Raw genomic sequence first — 18281 nt, 5'->3', positions numbered from 1 at the left:
GGGCCCGGCCCCGGACGGCCCCGGACCCGGACGGCCGGGGTTCAGGCCGGCGGGTGGCTGATCAGCCGGCCGGGCGGGGTGGCGGCGAGCAGGCGGCCGGCGTGGGCGGCCAGCGCGGTGGCCGGGGGGAAGGGCGCGGCCGGGCGGAAGGGTTCGTCGGTGCGGACGGGCGGGCGGCTGAGCAGGCCGTCGGGGCCGAGGGCGTACAGCCGGGCGTTGAGGACGGTCAGGGCGGTGGCCTTCCCGGCGCCGCCGAGCGCCGTCCAGGGCGCGTCGGGGAGCTGGGCGGGGCGGTGGTGCAGGGTGTCGTCGTGCGGGGTGAGGGCGAACAGGGTGGCGTCGCACAGGGCGAGGGCGCTCGTCCCGGCGGGCACCGGTCCGGCGTCCCGCCAGGGGGCGGGGCCGGTGACGGGGTCGCGGTGGACGAGGCGGTCCCCGGTGGTCACGGCGAGCAGGGCGAGCGGGACGGGGTGGCAGGCTTCGCGGGGGGCGGTCAGGCAGCGCAGTTCGGCGGGGGCGGGGTCGGCGCAGGGCCGCCAGGGCAGGTTCTGCTCGGACGGTTCGCGGTGCAGCAGGGTGCGTCCGTCGGCGGCGAGGGCGAACAGGGTGCCCTCGCAGGCGGCGAGGCCGCGCAGCGCGGGGGCCGGGCCGACGGTGTGCCAGCGGGGGGCGGGGACGGTGCCGGAGAGCCGGTCGAGGACGTTGCGGGTGACCCGGTCGACGGCCGGGTCGTCCAGCGCCCGGCCCCAGTTGATGGTGGCCGCGTTGAAGACCGTCCCGGCGCCGAGCCGGTGCACGCCCAGGGTGGCCCAGCCGCCCTGGCCGTAGCTGCGCCAGTGGCGCAGGTCGGCGGTGGCGAGGACGGCGAAGGAGCGCGGGGTGCCGTCGCGGCCGGTGGGCCGGGGGACGCCGAGGGACCAGTCGAGTTCGGCGGCGTCGGTCTCGTAGCCGAGGGCGCCGCGGGCGAAGGTGTCGCCGTCGGACAGGCCGGTGCCCTCGAACACCCAGTGGTCGGCGAACCGGACGGTGTACGCCTCCTCGCCGATGACGGCCATGCCCTCGCCCCAGGCGCCCGCGCCGTTGCGGAAGCTGACGCCGGTCATGGTGTTCTCCGGGCGGTCGACCGGCGCGGAGGACCACTCGACGGTGGCCCGGGCGGGGTCGGTGGCGGCGACGGGGTCGGCGGCGGCGTCCCGGTGGCAGACCAGGGTGCGTCCGCCGTCCTCCAGCCGGATCTGCCACCAGGCGGTGTTCCCGGCGAACACGGCGAGGTTGCCGCCGCGGCGGACGAAGCCCTCGACGCTGTCGCGCATCCCGGCGGTCCAGTACTCGTCGTGGCCGTTGACCACCAGCAGCCGGTGGGCGGAGAGCAGTGCGTCGCCGTCGTCCAGGTCGAATCCGGAGCAGAACTCGACCGGGCGGCCGGTGCGGTGCAGCCAGTGCAGCAGCGGTTCCTCCCAGCGCTCGGGCGGCGGGCCGCCGCCGGGGGCGTCCAGCGCCACCCGGGCGGCCCGGTCGGGCTGTTCGGCGTAGTAGAGGCTGCGGCCGGGCTGGCCGGCCCGGTGGTAGGCCCGCCAGGTGGCGAACGGGACGGAGACCAGGATCGGGGCGGCCGGGCGGGCGGCCCGGACGGCGAACCACACCTCGTGCTCGGCGTCGCGTTCCGGCTCGGGCTCCTCGGGGCGCAGGTCGTGGAAGCTGGCCCGGTAGAGCGAACTCGGCCAGTGCGCGGGGACGGTGAGCTCCCAGTGGGTGCCCCGGAGGTCCGCGGCGGCGCGCACCCGGCCGGCCACCACGTCGGTGACCAGGACCCGTCCGGTGAGCGGGCCGCCGTCGCCGGCGGTCACCTCGAAGCGCATCCGGCCGCCCTGCGGGCACGAGGTGGCCCCGTCCGCGGCGCGGGCGACCGGGCGGGGCACCGGTCCGGGTCCGGTCGTCACGGCTCCCTCGGTCATCGCGGCGCCTCCCGCAGCAGCGCCTCCCGCAGCCGGGCCACCCGGGGCGGGTGGCCCGCCGCCGAGTCGACGATGACGTCCTCCAGGGCGCGCAGGTGGGCGTGGATCGCGGCCTTGGGCAGGTACGCGGTGTCCGCGGTGAGCGTGACGGTGAGGGTGTCCCCGTCGCCGGTGAGGTGCAGGCAGTAGCGGCAGGCCACCCGGTCCTGGGTGGCGGGGAAGTCCAGCGCGGTGCGCCGGCGCAGCCCGGCCAGGGTGGCGGCGTCCAGCGGGCCGGTGGCGGGCGGGCGGTCGACCAGGCGCATGTCGTTGAAGCAGCAGTAGGGGTGGACCTCCGTGCCGCGTTCGCGGGCGGCGCGGGCCAGCAGGGCGTCCCAGGCCGCCGGGTCGTAGGAGGCGGCGCGGTAGCCGGCCAGCGCGGCGGGCCAGGCGTCCGCCAGCAGGTCGGTGAGGACGGCGTCCGGGTCGTCGGGGGTGCGCAGGACGAACAGGGCGTCCTGCGAGAGGGTGCTGACCAGGGTGCGCCGGTCGGCTCCGGCGCGGTTCCCGGCGATCGGCATGACGGCCGCCGTCCGGTGGCCCTGGTCGGCGGCGACCAGCGCGGCGGCGGCGGTGAGCAGCACGGTGGAGCCGCTGACCCGGTGGGCGAGGGCCAGCGCGTCCACCGCCCGGGGCAGGGCGGCGGACACCAGGCGGCCGGTCCAGTAGCGCGGGTGCTCGGGGGCGGCGACGGGCGTGGGGAACATGGTGGGCGGGGCGGCGGCCAGCCCGTCGGCCCAGAACGCGAGGGCGGCCTCGCCGGCCCGGCGGCCCGCCGGGGAGTGCTGGTGGTGCGCCAGGTCGTGCGGGGTCAGGGGGGTGGCCGGTCCGGCGGAGCCGCGCCGGGCCAGCAGCCGCAGGTCCCGGACCAGGACCTCGGCGCCGTGGCCGTCGGAGGCCAGGTGGCACAGGGCGAGCACGACGTGGCTGATCCGCCCGTCGTGGCGCACCGCGCCGAAGCGGACCGGCCACTCCCCGCGTAGTCGAAGCGGCGGGCGGTGAGTTCGGCGAGCAGGCCGTCGGCGGTGCGCGCGGCCGCGTCGGCGTCGGGGGCGTCGCGGAGGTCGACGGTGATCCGGCCCGCGCCGTGCAGCTGCTGGCGGGGGCCGTCGGCGATCCGGGTGCGCAGCGCCTCGTGCCGGTGCATGAGGGCGGCCAGCGCGGCGGTGAGCCGGGGGGCGTCCACGGGGGTGCCCCGGTCGGCGAGCGGGAGGACGCGGCCCAGGTTGAAGTAGTGGTCGTTGGGCGCGGTGCGGCCGATCGCGTGCCAGATCGCCCGCTGTCCCCAGGTGAGCGGCGCCGCTCCGGCCCGCCCGCCGGCGAACGGCACCTCCAGGGCGGTCACGGGGTGCCGCCGAGCTCCCGCACCCGCGCGGTGAGCCCGTCGAGGTCCGCCGTGTACAGGGTGCGGTCGGCCAGGTCGACCAGGATGCCGAACTCCTCCTCCAGGCTGTCGGCGAGCCGCAGCAGGGCGAGCGAGCTGACGCCGAGCGCGGCGAGCGGCACGTCGGCGGAGCCGAGGAGTTCGGGGGTGCCGACGGCGCCGTCGGTGGCGCGGGAGACCAGGTCGGCGACGCGGTCGCGCAGCTCGCTCATCGGGCGTCCTCGCGGGCGTCCGGGTGGCCGGCCAGGCGGCGGCGCAGGCTGAGCGGGCGGATGTCCGGCCAGACCCGGTCCACGTGGGCGGTGCACTCGGCCTCGGTGCCGGCGAAGCCCTCGGCGCGCCAGCCGGCGGGCAGCGGTGCGCCGTCGGGCCACAGGGCGTGCTGCTCCTCGTCGTTGACGGCGACGACGTAGCGGATCTCGTTGCTCACGGGGTGGCTCCTTGCAGGGCGCGGACGGCGGCGGCGACGCCGCGGGCGGTGGGTTCGTCGAAGAAGACGTCGAGCGGGACGTCGACGCCGAGGGTGCGGGAGACGCGGGCGGCGATCGCGGTGATGGTCAGCGAGTGGCCGCCCAGGTCGAAGAGGTCCTCGTCGGGGCCGAGGTCGTCCAGTTCGAGGACTTCGGCCCAGATGGCGAGCACCGCGTCGAGCACCGCGTCCCCGGGTCCGGCGTCCCCGGGTCCGGCGTTCGCGCCCCCGGCGGCGGGCGCGGGGTCGGGGCGGGCGGGCCCGGGGTCGGGTAGCGCGGCCCGGTCGAGCTTGCCGTTGGGGGTGAGCGGGAGGGCGTCCAGGACGGCGTAGGCGTTGGGCAGGACGGCGGCGGGGAGGACGGCGGCCAGGTGGGCGCGCAGTTCGGCCGGGTCGGGGGCCGGGCCGGCCGGGACGACGTAGGCGACCAGCCGGTCCGCTCCGCGCAGGGCTGCGGCGGCCCGGGCGACGCCGGGGTGGGTGGCGAGGCGGGCCTCGATCGCGCCGAGTTCGAGGCGGTGGCCGCGGAGCTTGACCTGGGTGTCGGCGCGGCCCAGGTACTCCATGGCGCCGCCGGGCGCGCGGCGCACCAGGTCCCCGGTGCGGTACATCCGGGCTCCGGGCGGCCCGTACGGGTCGGGTCGGAAGCGGCTCGCGGTGAGGCCGGGACGGCCGCGGTAGCCGTGGGCGACGCCGTCCCCGGCCAGGTGGAGTTCGCCGGGGACGCCGTACGGGACGGGGCGCAGCCGCTGGTCGAGGACGTAGGCCCGGGTGTTGTCCAGGGGTTCGCCGAGGGTGACGGCGCCGTGCTCGTCGAGGGCCGGGTCGGCGCAGGTGGACCAGATGGTGGTCTCGGTGGGGCCGTAGACGTTGACCAGCCGGGCGGTGGCGGCGGTCAGGGCGGCGGCGAGCGGGGCGGGCAGGGCCTCGCCGCCGGTGAGGGCGGTGAGGGCGGTGTCGGCGAGTCCGGCGTCCAGCAGCAGTTGCCAGCCGCTGGGGGTGGCCTGGACGTGGGTGATCCGCTGTTCGCGGAGCAGGGCGAGCAGGGCGGGGCCGTCGCGGTGGGCGCCGGGCGGGGCGAGGACGACCCGGGCGCCGGTGGTGAGCGGCAGCAGGAGTTCCACGGCGGAGATGTCGAAGGCGAGCGAGGTGAGGGCGAGCCAGCGGTCGGCGGCGGTGGCGCCGAGCCGGTCGCGCAGGCTGCCGAGGACGTTGGCCAGCGCGGAGTGCGGGACTTCGACGCCCTTGGGGCGGCCGGTGGTGCCGGAGGTGTAGAGGACGTAGGCGGGCAGCGCGGGGTCGGGCGCCGGGGGCAGCGGGGGCGTGCCGTCGCCGGTGGGGGCGAGGTCGGCGGGGGTGAGGTCGCCGGGCTGTTCCGGGTGGTCGGTGATCCGCAGGGCGAGCCGGGCGTCGTCGCGGACGAAGGCCAGGTGGGCGGCCGGGTAGTCGGGGTCGAGCGGGAGGTGGGCGGCGCCGGTGGCCAGCACGGCCAGCACGGCGACGAGTTGGTCCAGGCCGCGGGGCAGCGTGATGCCGACCGTGCGGCCGGGCCCGGCGCCGTGCCGGGTGAGGGCGGCGGCGGCGTGGGCGACCAGGCGGGCCAGTTCGCCGTACGTGACGGGCGTGCCGTCGGCGACGGCGGCGACCGCGTCGGGGTGGGCGGCGGCGCGGGCGGCGAACCGGGCGGGGACGGTGGTGGCGGGCAGGTCGGGGCGGGGGCGGGGGCGGCGAGCTGGGCGGCGCGCTCGTCGGGGGCCAGGAACTCCAGGGCGGCGACGGGGGTGTCGGGGGCGGCGTGGGCGGCGTCCAGCAGTGCCGTGTAGTGCCCGGCGATCCGGGCGGCGGTGGCGGCGTCCAGCGCGCCGGTGCGGTACTGGAGGCTGCCGAGGATCTCCTCGCCGCAGTCGACCAGCTGGAGGTGGAGCAGGTTGCGGGCGGTGCCGGCGAAGCCGGTCCAGCCGACCCGGGCGGTGAGCGGCCCGAAGTCGGGGGCGGCGGCGGCCGGGCGGCGGCGGTAGCTGACCGACAGCGGGGTGAGCGCGGTGCGGGGGGTCAGGCCGGGACGGCGCGGCCCAGCGGCACGGCGCGGTGGGCGTACAGGGCGCGCAGTTCGGCCCGGACGGTGCGGGCCCAGTCGGCGAAGGTCCGGTCGGCGGGGTCGCCGGGGCGCAGCGGCAGTTCGTTGACGGCGAGGCCGAGGGCGACGGGTTCGCCGGGGCGGCGCAGCGAGAGTTCGACGGCGGTGGTGGGCACGGGGTCGCCGTAGCGGGCCAGCAGGGCGTGCCAGGCGGCGGTGAGGAGTTCGAAGCGGGTGACGCCGAGGGCGCGGGCGGTGTCGGCGCAGCGCCGTCCGTCGAGCCGGAAGGCGGTCTCGGCGCCGGGGGCGGGGCGGACGCCGCCGTCGGGCGGCGGGGCCAGGCCGGGCAGGACGGGCGCGGCGGGTTCCTGCCAGCGCGGCGTCCAGTACGCGGCGGCGGCCGCCAGGGCGGGGGCTTCGAGGGCGGGGGCCGGCGGGTCGGCCGGGGCGGCGGCGGAGTCGAGCGGTTCGCCGCGGTAGGCGGCGGCGAGGTCGGCGACCAGGCGTTCCTTGGACTCGCCGTCCAGCACGAGGTGGTGGGCGGTGACCAGCAGCACGTACCGTTCGGCCCGGGGCGGAACAGCGCGAACCGGCACAGCGGCCCGGTCGCGGGGTCGAACGGGGCGGCGCGCTCCTCGTCGAGCAGCTTGTCGAGGTCGGCGGGGGCGCAGTCGACCCGGCGCGGCGGGGCGACGGCGGCGGTGGGCGCGGCCGTGCCGTCGGGGGCGAACCGGGAGGCCAGGACGGGGTGGCGGGCGACGACGGCGGCGCAGGCCCGGTCGAGGGCGTCGGCGTCGAGCGGGCCGGTGAGGTCGAGGGTGACGGCGAGGTGGTAGGCGGTGCCGGTGTCGAGCGTGCGCCCGGTGAGCCAGACGCCGTGCTGGGCGGGGTGAGCGGGGTGGTCATGGCGTGGCCTCGGGGGTGTCCGGAGTGGTGAGGGTGCGGCGCAGTTCGCGTTTGAGGACCTTGCCGCCCTCGTTGCGCGGCAGGGTGGCGCGGAAGTGCACGGTGGCGGGGAGTTCGTGGACGGCGAGGTGGTCGAGCAGGAAGGTGCGCAGCTCGGCCGCGGTCAGTTCGCCGTCCGGGACGACGACGGCGGCGACGACGCTGCCGAGCACCGGGTGCGGGACGCCGAACGCGGCGGCGTCGGCGACCTTCGGGTGGGCGTGCAGGGCGTTCTCGACCTGGAGGGTGGAGACCTTGTGGGCGCCGGACTTGACGACGTCGCGCTCCCGGTCGAGCAGGTGCAGGAACCCGTCGGCGTCCACCCGGCCCAGGTCGCCCATCCGCACCCAGCGGCCCCGGAACACCGCGCTGTCCCGCTCCCCAGGTAGGCGCGCGGGGCGGCGGGCGAGCGCAGCCACAGCTCGCCGGGCTCCCCCGGCGCGACGGGGTGCCCGTCGGCGTCGGTGACGCGCAGCTCGGCGAGCGAGGCGGGGCGGCCCGGGGAGTCCGGGCGGGCCGGGTCGAACAGCAGGGTGACCTGGGCGGGGGCCGCCTCGGTCGAGGTGTAGTAGTTGACGACCTGGGCCTTGCCGAACGCCCGGTCGAGGGCGAGCGCGACGGGCTGCGGCAGCGCGGCGGCGGTGGAGCCGACCAGCCGGACGGTGTCCAGGTCGCCGCGCTCGGCCGCGGCGGCCAGCGCCCGGGAGGCGAGCAGTTCGACGGCCGTCGCGGGGACGAGGAACACGCTGCCCACCGCGTGCTCGGCGATCAGCCGGACGAACCGGGCCGGGGTGAACTGGGGGGCGGTGACGCAGGCGGCGTGCGCGTTGAGCGCGTTGACCAGCATGGTCTGCCCGGCGTTGGTGCCGACCGGGAAGGCGTGCAGGAAGGTGCGGGAGTGCCGCAGCGGGCGGCGGCGCTCGTCGAGGGTGCAGCCGTGGACCAGGTTGGCGTGCCGGGCGGTGACGCCCTTGGGGGTGCCGGTCGTGCCGGAGGTGTACAGGATCTGCGCCGGGGCGTCCGGCTCGGGTTCGGGGAGGCCGGGGTCGGCGGGGTCGGCGGGGTGGTGGGCGGTGGCGGCGGCCTCGGTGCGGGTGCGGACGCCGTCCGGGACGCCCGGCGGGCGGGGGCCGCCGTCGGCGTGCAGCAGGAGGCGGGCCCCGGCGTCGGTGAGGGCGTGCGCCGTCCCGGCGGGCGAGGTCCGGTCGGAGAGCGGCACGGCGACGGCGCCCGCCCGCAGCACGGCGAGGAACGCGACGGCGTACTCCGCCCAGCGGTCGGTGCCGAAGCAGAGCCCGATCCGGTCGCCGTCCCGGACGCCCTCGGCGCGCAGCGCGGCGGCCAGCGCCCCGGAACGGGCCTGCCAGGCGGCGAAGTCGAGCCGCTGCGCGCCGCAGACGACGGCGGTGCGCTCGCCGTGCGCGGCGGCCCGGTGCGCGAGCAGCGCGGGCAGGGTGGCGGGGGTGTGCGGGGCGGTGCTCATCGGGCCCCCGTCCCGGCCGCGCGGCGGGCGGCGGCGGTGCGGGCGCGTTCGCGCAGGCCGACCAGGTCGTCGGGTTCGGCGTCCGGGACGTCGCGGTCGAAGCGGGCGAGCACCGGCAGGCGCAGCCCGAGGGCGACCAGGGCGAGCATGGCGGCGGCGAACAGCAGGTACATCAGGGCGATGCCGCGGCCGGGGCCGGTGCCGATCAGCGGGCCGAAGACGGGGGCGAGCGCGCCGTCCGGTTCCATCAGCGGGCCGAACAGGGCGGAGCCGAGCGGGGCGATGACGCCGTGGCCGAGCGGGAGGGTGGACCAGGCGACCAGGGTGTTCAGGGCGAACACCCGGCCGTGGAACCGCTGGGCGACCTTGACCTGGACGATCGTCGCGTAGATGCCGTTGACCAGGGCCAGCGCGAAGGACATGCCGAACGCGCCGGCCGCCACCGTCCACAGGTTGGCCCGCAGCCCCTCCACCGCGCCCGCCAGGGCGAGGACGGCGGCCAGCGCGAGCATGCCGCGCAGCTTGTGGCGGCGCGGTCCGCCCCAGAAGCCCATCGCGACGCCGCCGAGGATCGCGCCCGCGCCGGCCGCGACCGCGACCCGGGCGGCGCCGCCGAGGTCGTCGAAGGAGAGCACCAGCGGGGTGGTGAGCAGGAACAGCGGGGAGAGGAAGACGTTCAGGCCGGCGAACCAGAGCAGCATCGCCCGGAAGCCGCGGTGGCGCCAGGAGAGGGCGATGCCGTGCCGGATCTCCGCGGTCAGCGACTCCCGGCGGGTCCAGGGCAGTGTCTTCGGGAAGCGGACGGTGAGCAGGATGGTGACGGCGACGGCGTAGGAGACCACGTCGATGATCAGGATGCCGCGCAGGCCGATCGCGGCGAGCAGCGCCACGGCGGCCAGCGGGACGACGAACTGGGCGGTGCCGAAGGCGAGTTGGACGATGCGTTGGCGTGGCCGAGGTGGCGTTTGGGCACCAGTTGCGGGACGGCGGAGGCGTACGCCAGGCGTTGGAAGGTGAGCGCGACGGACAGCACCGCGAGTAGCGCGTACACCTCCCAGGTGTGCAGGCGGCCGGTGAGCAGCAGGGTCAGCAGTCCGGCCTGGGTGGCGCCGGCGGCGAGGTCGCCCAGCAGCATCACGCGGCGGCGGTCGAGGCGGTCGACCAGGGCGCCGGCGAGCGGGCCGACCAGGATGCCGGGGAGCATCGCGACCACGGCGTACAGCGCGAAGCGGGCCATCGACCCGGTCTCCAGCAGGATCCAGATCGGCAGGGCGAACTCGGTGAGCGCCGAGCCGGTGATGGAGGCGAGCTGGCCGCCGACGACCCAGAGGAAGCGGCCCATGCCGGGCTGCGGGCCGTCCGCGGCGGCGGCCGGTTCCCGGCCCGCCGGGCCGTCCGCGGAGCCCGGTGCGGAGCCGTCCGTGCCGTCCGCGGCGGGGGCCGTCCCGCCGTGGAACCACCAGGAGTTCTCCGGGTCCCGCCGCGGGAGGTCGGCGGTGGTGCCGTCCAGGAGCGCGCGGTGGACGGTGGTGACGGCGGCGGCGGTCTCGGCGGCCCGGTAGGCGATGAAGAAGTGGCCGCCCTCGTCCAGCACGGCGACCGCGGAGCGTTCGGCCAGCAGCAGCCACTCGCGGTAGCGCTCCTGGTAGAAGTCGGCCGCCGGGTCCTTGTCGCCGACCAGCGAGACCACGGGGGCGCGCAGCCGGGGCGCGCCGGCCTCGACCTCGGCCAGGGCGCGGGTGAAGTAGTCCTCGGCGGCCCGGGTGTCGCGCCGCATGTTGCCGATGACGAACCGGACCTGGTCCTCGTCGAGTTCGGAGGTGTCGACGCCCATGCCGGTCAGCCAGTTGGCGTAGGAGCGGTCGCCGACCAGCGGTTCCAGCGCGGCGATCTTCCCGAGCGCGGCGAGCAGCCGGTTGCGCGGCCGGGCGAACGGGAACTGGGCGCCCGCGTAGACGGCCTCCAGTTCCCGGCCGGAGCCCTCCAGCAGGCGGGCCACGGCGACGGCGAGCGCGGTGCCGACGGCACAGTGCCCGTACACGACGAGCGGTCCGTCGACCTTCGCGCGCACCTCGGCGGCGACGGCCTCGGCGAGGTCGTCGAAGTCGAGGTGGTGTTCGGTGACGCCGAGGTCGTGGCCGGGGACGGCGACGGACCAGAGTTCGACGTCGGGCGGCAGCGCGTCGGCGACCGGCTGGTAGACGACGGCGCTGCCGCCGCCGTAGGGGACGCACACCAGGGTGAGGGTGCGGCGGGCGGCGGGGACGGCGCGGGTGAGGCGGTGCAGCAGGGCGCGCGGGCCGCTCGGCCGGTCGTCGGCGGCGGCGAGGGCGGCCAGGTCGCGGACGGTGCGGTGGGTGAACAGGTCCATCACGCCGACCGGGCGGGCGCCGATCGCGGTGAGCCGCTTGCGGGCCCTGGCGACGACCTGGGTGGCCAGCAGGGAGTGGCCGCCGAGGTCGAAGAAGTTCTCGTCGGTGCCGACCTCGGGCAGGTCGAGCACCTCGGCCCAGATCTCGGCGAGGACGGTCTCGGCGGGGGTGGCGGGCTCGGCCGCGCCGTCGGGGCGGTGGATGTGCGGGGCGGGCAGGGCGCGCCGGTCGAGTTTGCCGTTGGGGCTGAGCGGCAGGGCGGGGAGGGTGGTGAACGCGGCCGGGACCTGGTGGTCGGGGAGGGTCCGCTTGAGGGCGGCGCGCAGGGCCACCGGGTCGGGTTCCTCGGCGCCGGGGGCGAGGACCAGGTGGCCGACCAGGCGGTCCCGGTGCAGGACGACGGCGGCGTCGGCGATGTCGGGCCGGGCGCGCAGCGCGGCCTCGGTCTCGCCGGGTTCGATCCGCAGTCCGCGCAGTTTGACCTGGTCGTCGATCCGGCCGAGGTGTTCCAGGGTGCCGTCGGGGCGGCGGCGGGCCAGGTCGCCGGTGCGGTAGAGGCGGGAGCCGGGCGGGCCGTAGGGGTCGGGGACGAAGCGGGCCGCGGTGAGGCCGGGGCGGCGGTGGTAGCCGAGGGCGACGGCGGTGCCGCCGATGTGGAGTTCGCCGGGGGCGCCCGGGGGGACGGGGCGCAGCCGGGCGTCCAGGACGTACAGCCGGGTGTTGTCGACGGGCAGGCCGATCGGCACGGTGGTCAGCGGCCCGGCGCACTCCCAGGAGGAGACGTCGACGGCGGCCTCGGTGGGCCCGTACAGGTTGGCCAGGCGCAGGCCGGGCAGCCGGGTGGTCAGTTCGCGGGCGGCGTCCGGCGGGAGGGCCTCGCCGCTGCTGACGACGCGGCGCAGGGTGGTGCAGCGTTCGACGTCCTCCTCGGCGAGGAAGGCCCGCAGCATGGCGGGGACGAAGTGGGCGACGGTGACCCCGGCGGAGGCGATCAGGTCGCGCAGGTAGCCGCTGTCCTTCTGGCCGCCGGGCTTGGCGAGCACGATCCGGGCACCGGTGGTCAGCGGCCAGAAGAACTCCCAGACCGACACGTCGAAGCCGGTGGGGGTCTTCTGGAGCACCGCGTCCTCGGGGCCGATCCGGTAGGCGTCCTGCATCCACTGGAGGCGGTTGGCGATCGCCCGGTGGGTGTTGGGGACGCCCTTGGGGCGGCCGGTGGAGCCGGAGGTGTAGATGACGTAGGCGGGGTCGTCGGGGGCGGGTCCGGCCGGGCGGGTGCGGGCCCGGGGCCACTCGGCCGGGTCGTCGAGCAGCAGGACGCGGGCCGCGCAGCCCGCCGGGACGGGCAGTTTGCGCTGGGTGAGCAGGACGGTGGCGTCGCTGTCGGCGAGCAGGAAGGCGAGGCGTTCGGCCGGGTAGTCGGGTTCCAGCGGGGTGTAGGCGGCGCCGGTGCGCAGCACGCCGAGCAGGCCGGCCACCAGGTCGGGTGAGCGTTCGGCGCTGACGGCGACCAGGCTGCCGGGGCCGACGCCCTCGGCGGCGAGCCGGGCGGCGATCCGGTCGGCCCGCTCGTCGAGTTGGCGGTAGGTCAGGGCGGGGCGGCCCTCGGTGGCGACGGCGACGGCGTCGGGGGTGCGGGCGGTCTGGGCGGCGACCAGGGCGGTCAGGGTGGTGGCCGGGCGGTCCACGGCGGTGTCGTTGAACCGCCGGGTCTCGAACTCCCGTTCCTCGGCGGTGAGGGTGTCGAGGGCGGACAGCGGGGTGTCGGGCGCGTCGGCGACGGCGGCCAGCAGGCGGCCGAGGTGGTCGGCGAGGCGGGCGATGTCGGCTTCGTCGTACAGGTCGGTGTTGTAGTTGAACGAGCCGTTCAGGCCCTCGGGCCGTTCTGGAGGAAGAGTTCGAGGTCGAAGCGGGTGCCGCTGGCCCGGACGCCGAACGGTTCGGCGGTGAGCGGCGCGGTGTCGGGGCCCTCGCCCTGGACGGCGTAGTTCTGCACCGCCAGGACGGCCTGGAAGACCGGCGGCCGGGAGACGTCCCGGGGCCAGTTGAGTTCGCTCACCAGTTGGGCGAACGGCAGGTCCTGGTGCCGTAGGCGGTCAGGCAGGTCTCCCGGGTGCGGGCGAGCAGTTCGGCGAAGTCCGGGTCGCCCTCCAGCCGGGCGGGCAGCGCCAGGACGTTGACGAACATGCCGACCAGCGGCTCCAGTTCGGCCTCCGGGCGGCCGGCCACGGGCGAGCCGACCGCGAAGTCGGTGCGTCCGCTGTGGCGGGCCAGCAGCAGGTGGAAGGCGGCCAGCAGCACCATGTACGCGGTGGCGTCGTGGCGGCGGCCCAGGGCGGTGAGGCGCTCCAGCAGGGGGCGCTCGACCCGGAACGCGTACCCGGCGCCCTCGAAGGTCTGGCGCGGCGGGCGCGGGCGGGCGAACGCCAGCTCCAGCGGCTCCACCCCGGCGAGTGCGGCACCCCAGTGGGCGACCTCGGCGGCCAGCCGGTCGCCGCTCAGCTCCTGCCGTTGCCAGATCGCGAAGTCGCCGTACTGGACCGGGAGTTCGGGCAGCGGGTCGGGGGCTCCCGCGACCCGGGCGGCGTGGCCGCGCAGCACCTCGCCGAGCAGCACCTCGCTGGACCAGCCGTCGCTGACGCTGTGGTGCACGACCAGCAGCAGGACGTGGTCCTCGGCGGCGAGCCGGATCAGCCGGGCCCGCAGCAGCGGCCCGTGCTCCAGGTCGAACGGGACGGCGGCGTCCGCGTCCACGATCCGTTCGGCCGCCGCTTCGTCGGCGGCGTCGGTGACGGTCAGTTCGGCGGGGCCGGGCGGGTCGACGACCAGCAGCGGGCGGCCGTCCTCGGTGGCGGGGTAGCGGGAGCGCAGCGTCTCGTGCCGGGCGACGGCGGCGTCCAGGGCGGCGCGCAGGGCGTCCGGGTCGAGCGGGCCGCGCAGCCGGCGGACCACGGGGATGTTGTAGGCGGCGGTGCCCGGCGCGAACTGCTCCATGAACCAGAGCCGTTCCTGCGCGAAGGAGAGCGGGACGGGGGCGTCCGGGGCGCGCCGGGGGACGGTGGTGGTCCGGGCGGAGGGGCGGCCGACCAGCCGGCGTCTGAGGAGTTCGCGCTTGGCGGCGGACAGCCCGGCCTTGGCGGGGGCGTCCGGGGCGGTGGTGTCGGAGCTCATGACGGGAGCCGGTCTCCTTCCGGGGCGTCCGGGGCGGCGAGCAGCCGGGCGGCGTCGTCGTCGGACAGGTTGTCGATCTCGGCGACCAGGGCGGCTTCGACGGCCTCGGCGAAGGCGGCCGCGGTGCGGTGGGTGAACAGGGCGCGCAGCGGGACGGCGAGGTCGATCGCGGCGCGGATTCGGGCGACGACCCGGGTGGCGAGCAGGGAGTGGCCGCCGAGGTCGAAGAAGTCGTCGTGGGCGCCGACGGCGGCCACGCCCAGCACCTCCTGCCAGACGTCGGCGACCAGTTCCTCCGCCTCGGTGCGCGGCGGCACGTGCGGCGGGCGGCGGCGGGCGCCGGCCACGGCGTCGGGGGCGGGCAGGGCGCGGCGGTCGAGTTTGCCGTTGGGGGTGAGCGGGAGGGCGTCCAGCGGGACGATCGCGCCGGGGACGGCGTGCGGGGGGAGCGTCCGGGCGAGGGCGGTGCGCAGCGCGTCCGGGTCGAGGCCGGTGCCGACCACGTAGGCGGCCAGGGTGTCGCGGTGCGCGACCACCGCGGCCTGGGCGACGCCCGGGCGGGCGAGCAGCGCGGACTCCACCTCGCCGGGTTCGACCCGGTAGCCGCGGACCTTCACCTGGTCGTCGATCCGGCCGAGGAACTCCAGCGTCCCGTCCGGGAGGCGGCGCACCAGGTCGCCGGTGCGGTAGCGGCGGGCGCCGGGCGGGCCGTCCGGGTCGGGCACGAAGGCGCGGGCGGTGGCGCCGGGGCGGCCCAGGTAGCCGTCCGTCACCCCCGCTCCCCCGATGACCAGTTCGCCCGGGGTGCCGGGCGGCACCGGGGTGCCGTGCCGGTCGAGGACGGCGACCGTGGTGCCGCCGACCGGGCGGCCGATCGGCGGGCGGCGGTGCGCGTCCGCGGGGCCCAGCTCGGCGGTGGTGGCGATGATCGCGGTCTCGGTGGGGCCGTAGGAGTTGACCAGTCGGACGCGCTCCCCGAACCGGGCCCGCCAGGCCGCGACGGCCTCCGGGCGGACCTGGTCGGCGCCCAGCACGAGCAGCCGCAGGTCCGGCGGCCAGGGCGTCTCGGCGAGGTCGGCGACCAGGTGGTGCCAGTACGGGGTGGGCAGGTCGAGCACCGTGAGGCCGGCGCAGTACGGCTCGGCGAGCTGGTCGGGGAGGGTGGCGTCCGGGCGGGCGGTGACCAGGACGGCGCCGGCGGCGAGCGCGGGGAAGACCTCCTCGGCGCTGGTGTCGAAGGACAGGGTGGCGTACTGCAGGACGCGGTCGTCGGCCGTCAGGCCGTACCCGTCGCGCATCCAGGCCACCCGGGCGGCCAGGGCGCGGTGCGGGACGAGGACGCCCTTGGGGGTGCCGGTGGAGCCGGAGGTGTAGATCAGGTAGGCGGGGTCCTCGGGGTGGCCGGGCTCTCCTCGGGGGCGGCCCGGTCCTGCGGGTCCGGCCCGTCGGCGGCGAGCACCGGGAGGTCGGCGCGCACGCCGTCCGGGAGGGTGCCGTCCTCGGTGAGCAGCACGGCGGCGCCGCTGTCGGCGAGCATGAACGCCAGCCGGGACGGCGGGTAGCCGGGGTCCAGCGGGAGGTAGCCGGCGCCCAGCCGCCAGGCCGCCAGCATCGCGGTCACGGCGCGCGGGCCGCGCGGCAGGCAGAGCGCGACCAGGTCGCCGCGGCGCACGCCGTGGGCGGCGAGCCGGGCGGCCAGCGCCCGGGAGGCGGCGGCGAGCCCGGCGCGGGTGAGCGTCCCGTCCGGGCCGACCACCGCCGGGGCGTCCGGGCCCTGACGGGCGGCCAGGTCGACGGCGGCCAGGACGGTGGGCGGTCCGGCCGGGAGCGCGGGCCCGCGGGCCCCGTCGGCCAGCAGGGCGCGGTCGGCGTCGGTCAGCAGCGGCAGCCGGTGCACCGGGGTGTCCGGGTCGGCGAGGGCGGCGCGCAGCAGTGTCTCGAACCGGGCGGCGAGGGCCGCCGCCGTCGCGGGGTCCAGCAGGTCGGTGCGGTGGCCGAAGACGGCGTGCAGGTCGTCGCCGTCCGGTCGGACGTCCAGGCCGAGTTCGGACTTCGCGGCGGTGTGGCCGGCGTCGGCCTCGGCGCAGCGCAGGTCGGCGAAGGGCTCCTCGCCGAGTTCGCCGCCGGTGTGGGTGTGCACGGTGAGCATGGTCTGGAAGACCGGCGCGCGGTCCGGGTCCCGGTCGGTGCCCAGTTCGTCGAGGAGCCGTTCGAAGGGGATGCGCCGGTGGCTCAGCGCGCGCGTCCAGTCGCTGCGGACGGCGCGCAGCAGGGCGTCGAAGGTGGGCGCCCCGGAGAGGTCGGCGCGCAGCACGAGCGCCGAGGAGCAGTACCCGACGATCCGTTCGCTCTCCACGGTGTCCCGGGCGGCGGTGGGCACCCCGACGCAGAAGTCGTCCTGTCCGGTGCACCGGTGCAGCAGGGTCTGGTAGGCGGCGGCGAGCACCATGAACGGCGTCACCCGGCGGGCCCGGGCGAACGCCTCCAGGACGGGTCGCAGGCCGCGCAGCACCCGGGTGTGGTAGGCCCCGGCGCTGCTGGGCGCGCCGGTCCGGGGCCGGTCGAGGGGCAGTTCCAGCGGGGGCGCTCCGGCCAGGCGTTCGCGCCAGTGGGCGAGTGCCCGGGCCGCCTCGGGGCCGTCCAGCCAGGCCCGTTCGGCGGCGGCGTGCGCCAGGTAGGAGGGGGCGGGCGGGAGTTCGGCGCTGCGGCCCTCCCGGTGCGCGGTGTAGTGCGCGGCGAGTTCGGCGCGCAGCAGCCCGAGCGACCAGCCGTCGGCGGCGATGTGGTGCAGCACCAGGGCCAGCAGGTGCTCCTCGTCCCCGGTGCGCAGCAGCGCGGCGCGCAGCGGCGGGTCGGCGGCCAGGTCGAAGGCGGTGTTGCTCAGCTCGGCCAGCGCCGCCTGCGCCTCCCCCGCCGGGGCGCCCCGCAGGTCGCGCGCATCGAGCCGGACCGGCCCGGGCGGCTCGACCACCACGGCGGGCCGCCCGTCCGCGGCGGGGAACCGGCAGCGCAGGGCCTCGTGCCGGACGACGACGGCGTCGAGGGCGGTCCGCAGCGCCGCCGGGTCGAGCCGCCCGGTGAGCCGCAGGACGTACGGGATGTTGTAGGACGGGTCCCCCGGCTCCAGTTGGGCCAGGAACCAGAGGCGTTCCTGGCCCGCCGACAGCACGGCGGTGGCTTCGGCCACCGGTTCCGGTCCGGTGTTCCCGGTAGGCATGAATCGAGCTCCCCGTTGGTCTTTCCGTGGTGCGCGGTGCGGGGCCCTCCGCCGTCGAGGGCCGTCCCGGCGGCCCCGTTCGGCGGCGGCGCGGGCGGGTGGGGCCGCACGCGGGTACGCCGGCCACCCGGGCCGGGACGTCCGGGCCGGGATGGCTGAAATGGGGCTGCTGTGACAGGGCGGATGCTAGGGAGCGAGGAGGCACCCGGTCAATGGTCTGGACCTCCTCCGCGTTTCCGGACGTCACCGGGCCGGCGACCGGAACGCTGCTGCGGACCCGGCTGCCGACCCGTTGCGGACCCGGCCGCTGACCCGCCACGGACCTGGCTGCCGACCCGCCGCCGACCCGGTACGGCCCCGTTCGGCCGCCCGCCGCCGGGCGGACGACGAAGTGGCGCCGGGCCCCCTCCTCGGGGCCCGGCGCCACTTCGGCCGCGGTCGGCTGCCGCGCGGTCAGACGCCCGGCGGCAGGGTCGCGTTGGCCACCGTGTCCTGCGCCATCCGGGTGCGGTAGCGCGGCGCCTGGTCGGCCGCCGGGTGGGTCGTCACGTACTCCGCCCCGATCAGCCGGTAGCGGGGGTTGCCGGCGGCCAGGGCCTGGTGCTGCTGGTCGGCCGTGTCCAGGACGCCCGTCCCGGCGGCGGCCGCCTCCGCGATCAGGAAGTCGGCGTAGGGCTCGGCGTGCGCGGACAGTTCGTGGTTGAGGATCTCGACGATCGTCCCCGCGAAGGTGGTGCTGGGGCTGGTGGTCACGTTCACCACGACGGTGAGCGCCGCCCCGGGGTTCGCCGCCAGCCACGTCCGCAGCGATCCGGCCGTCTCGGCCGTCAGGTTGTGCTGCTGCTGGCCGCCCGCCGGGACCCCGATCAGCTGGGTGTCCCCGACCGGCATCCGGCCCCGGGCGCCGCGCACGACGACGTTGGCGCCCGGCACGTTCGCCAGCTTTCCCAGCAGGGTCGCGCCCAGCACCGCGGGCGCCGGCCACAGCCCCCAGGCCGCGTCGGCCGGGGCGGCCGGCCGGTCGCAGAGCGTGAGCTGGGCCTGCGCCGCCTGGTAGACCGGGTCGTTCGCGAACAGACCGACGAATTGCAGAGCCATGGTGTACTCCCCCACCGCAGAGGGCGGGCGCCCCCACGCCCACCCGACCCCCCGACGCCGAGTCCGGCGCG

8 protein-coding genes and 3 pseudogenes are annotated in these 18281 nt (G+C 77.6%); all 11 read right to left on the bottom strand.

Annotation, left to right across the window (positions count from 1 at the left end; genetic code table 11):
* Positions 1 to 41: 41 nt before the first annotated feature.
* The 11 genes and pseudogenes from QMQ26_RS35825 to QMQ26_RS35770 all read right to left on the bottom strand — a co-directional run bounded on the left by QMQ26_RS35825 (position 42) and on the right by QMQ26_RS35770 (position 18210).
* The gene (locus QMQ26_RS35825; RefSeq protein ID WP_282206686.1) at positions 42 to 1859 is read right to left on the bottom strand and encodes a N,N-dimethylformamidase beta subunit family domain-containing protein; all 1818 of its coding nucleotides are present in this window, start codon (positions 1857 to 1859) and stop codon (positions 42 to 44) included.
* A gap of 92 nt (positions 1860 to 1951) precedes the next feature.
* The gene (locus QMQ26_RS35820; protein WP_404814243.1) at positions 1952 to 3265 is read right to left on the bottom strand and encodes a condensation domain-containing protein; all 1314 of its coding nucleotides are present in this window, start codon (positions 3263 to 3265) and stop codon (positions 1952 to 1954) included.
* Positions 3266 to 3335: 70 nt separating this feature from the next.
* Positions 3336 to 3590, bottom strand: a complete 255-nt coding sequence (locus QMQ26_RS35815) for an acyl carrier protein (protein ID WP_282204226.1) — start codon at positions 3588 to 3590, stop codon at positions 3336 to 3338.
* The gene (locus QMQ26_RS35810; RefSeq protein ID WP_100838719.1) at positions 3587 to 3808 is read right to left on the bottom strand and encodes an MbtH family protein; all 222 of its coding nucleotides are present in this window, start codon (positions 3806 to 3808) and stop codon (positions 3587 to 3589) included. The genes QMQ26_RS35815 and QMQ26_RS35810 overlap by 4 nt, the downstream gene beginning before the upstream one ends.
* Positions 3805 to 5553 (bottom strand): non-ribosomal peptide synthetase, encoded by a 1749-nt coding sequence (locus tag QMQ26_RS35805; RefSeq protein ID WP_282206685.1) that lies wholly within the window; start codon positions 5551 to 5553, stop codon positions 3805 to 3807. The genes QMQ26_RS35810 and QMQ26_RS35805 overlap by 4 nt, the downstream gene beginning before the upstream one ends.
* Before the next feature lie 346 nt (positions 5554 to 5899).
* Positions 5900 to 6768 (bottom strand): annotated as a pseudogene (locus QMQ26_RS35800) (condensation domain-containing protein); the annotation flags it as partial.
* 58 nt (positions 6769 to 6826) lie between these two features.
* Positions 6827 to 8352 (bottom strand): annotated as a pseudogene (locus QMQ26_RS35790) (class I adenylate-forming enzyme family protein).
* Positions 8349 to 13895: pseudogene (locus tag QMQ26_RS35785) on the bottom strand (amino acid adenylation domain-containing protein). The pseudogenes QMQ26_RS35790 and QMQ26_RS35785 overlap by 4 nt, the downstream one beginning before the upstream one ends.
* Positions 13892 to 15271, bottom strand: coding sequence for a non-ribosomal peptide synthetase (locus tag QMQ26_RS35780; protein ID WP_282206683.1), 1380 nt, complete (start codon positions 15269 to 15271; stop codon positions 13892 to 13894). The pseudogene QMQ26_RS35785 and the gene QMQ26_RS35780 overlap by 4 nt, the downstream one beginning before the upstream one ends.
* Positions 15271 to 17112 (bottom strand): condensation domain-containing protein, encoded by a 1842-nt coding sequence (locus QMQ26_RS35775; RefSeq protein ID WP_282204224.1) that lies wholly within the window; start codon positions 17110 to 17112, stop codon positions 15271 to 15273. The genes QMQ26_RS35780 and QMQ26_RS35775 overlap by 1 nt, the downstream gene beginning before the upstream one ends.
* 453 nt (positions 17113 to 17565) lie before the next feature.
* The gene (locus tag QMQ26_RS35770) at positions 17566 to 18210 is read right to left on the bottom strand and encodes a hypothetical protein (RefSeq protein ID WP_282204223.1); all 645 of its coding nucleotides are present in this window, start codon (positions 18208 to 18210) and stop codon (positions 17566 to 17568) included.
* Between the last annotated feature and the right edge of the window lie 71 nt (positions 18211 to 18281).

The organism is Kitasatospora fiedleri (assembly GCF_948472415.1).
GTDB classification, from domain to species: domain Bacteria; phylum Actinomycetota; class Actinomycetes; order Streptomycetales; family Streptomycetaceae; genus Kitasatospora; species Kitasatospora fiedleri.
The sequence above is the reverse complement of the archived record's forward strand: the minus strand, read 5'-3'. Positions and strand labels throughout refer to the sequence as shown.

Excerpts from the sequence above, each read along its gene's own strand:
- QMQ26_RS35825 (WP_282206686.1), bottom strand. The coding sequence starts at position 1,859 with ATGCGCTTCGAGGTGACCGCCGGCGACGGCGGCCCGCTCACCGGACGG.
- QMQ26_RS35815 (WP_282204226.1), bottom strand. The coding sequence starts at position 3,590 with ATGAGCGAGCTGCGCGACCGCGTCGCCGACCTGGTCTCCCGCGCCACC.
- QMQ26_RS35775 (WP_282204224.1), bottom strand. The coding sequence starts at position 17,112 with ATGCCTACCGGGAACACCGGACCGGAACCGGTGGCCGAAGCCACCGCC.
- QMQ26_RS35770 (WP_282204223.1), bottom strand. The coding sequence starts at position 18,210 with ATGGCTCTGCAATTCGTCGGTCTGTTCGCGAACGACCCGGTCTACCAG.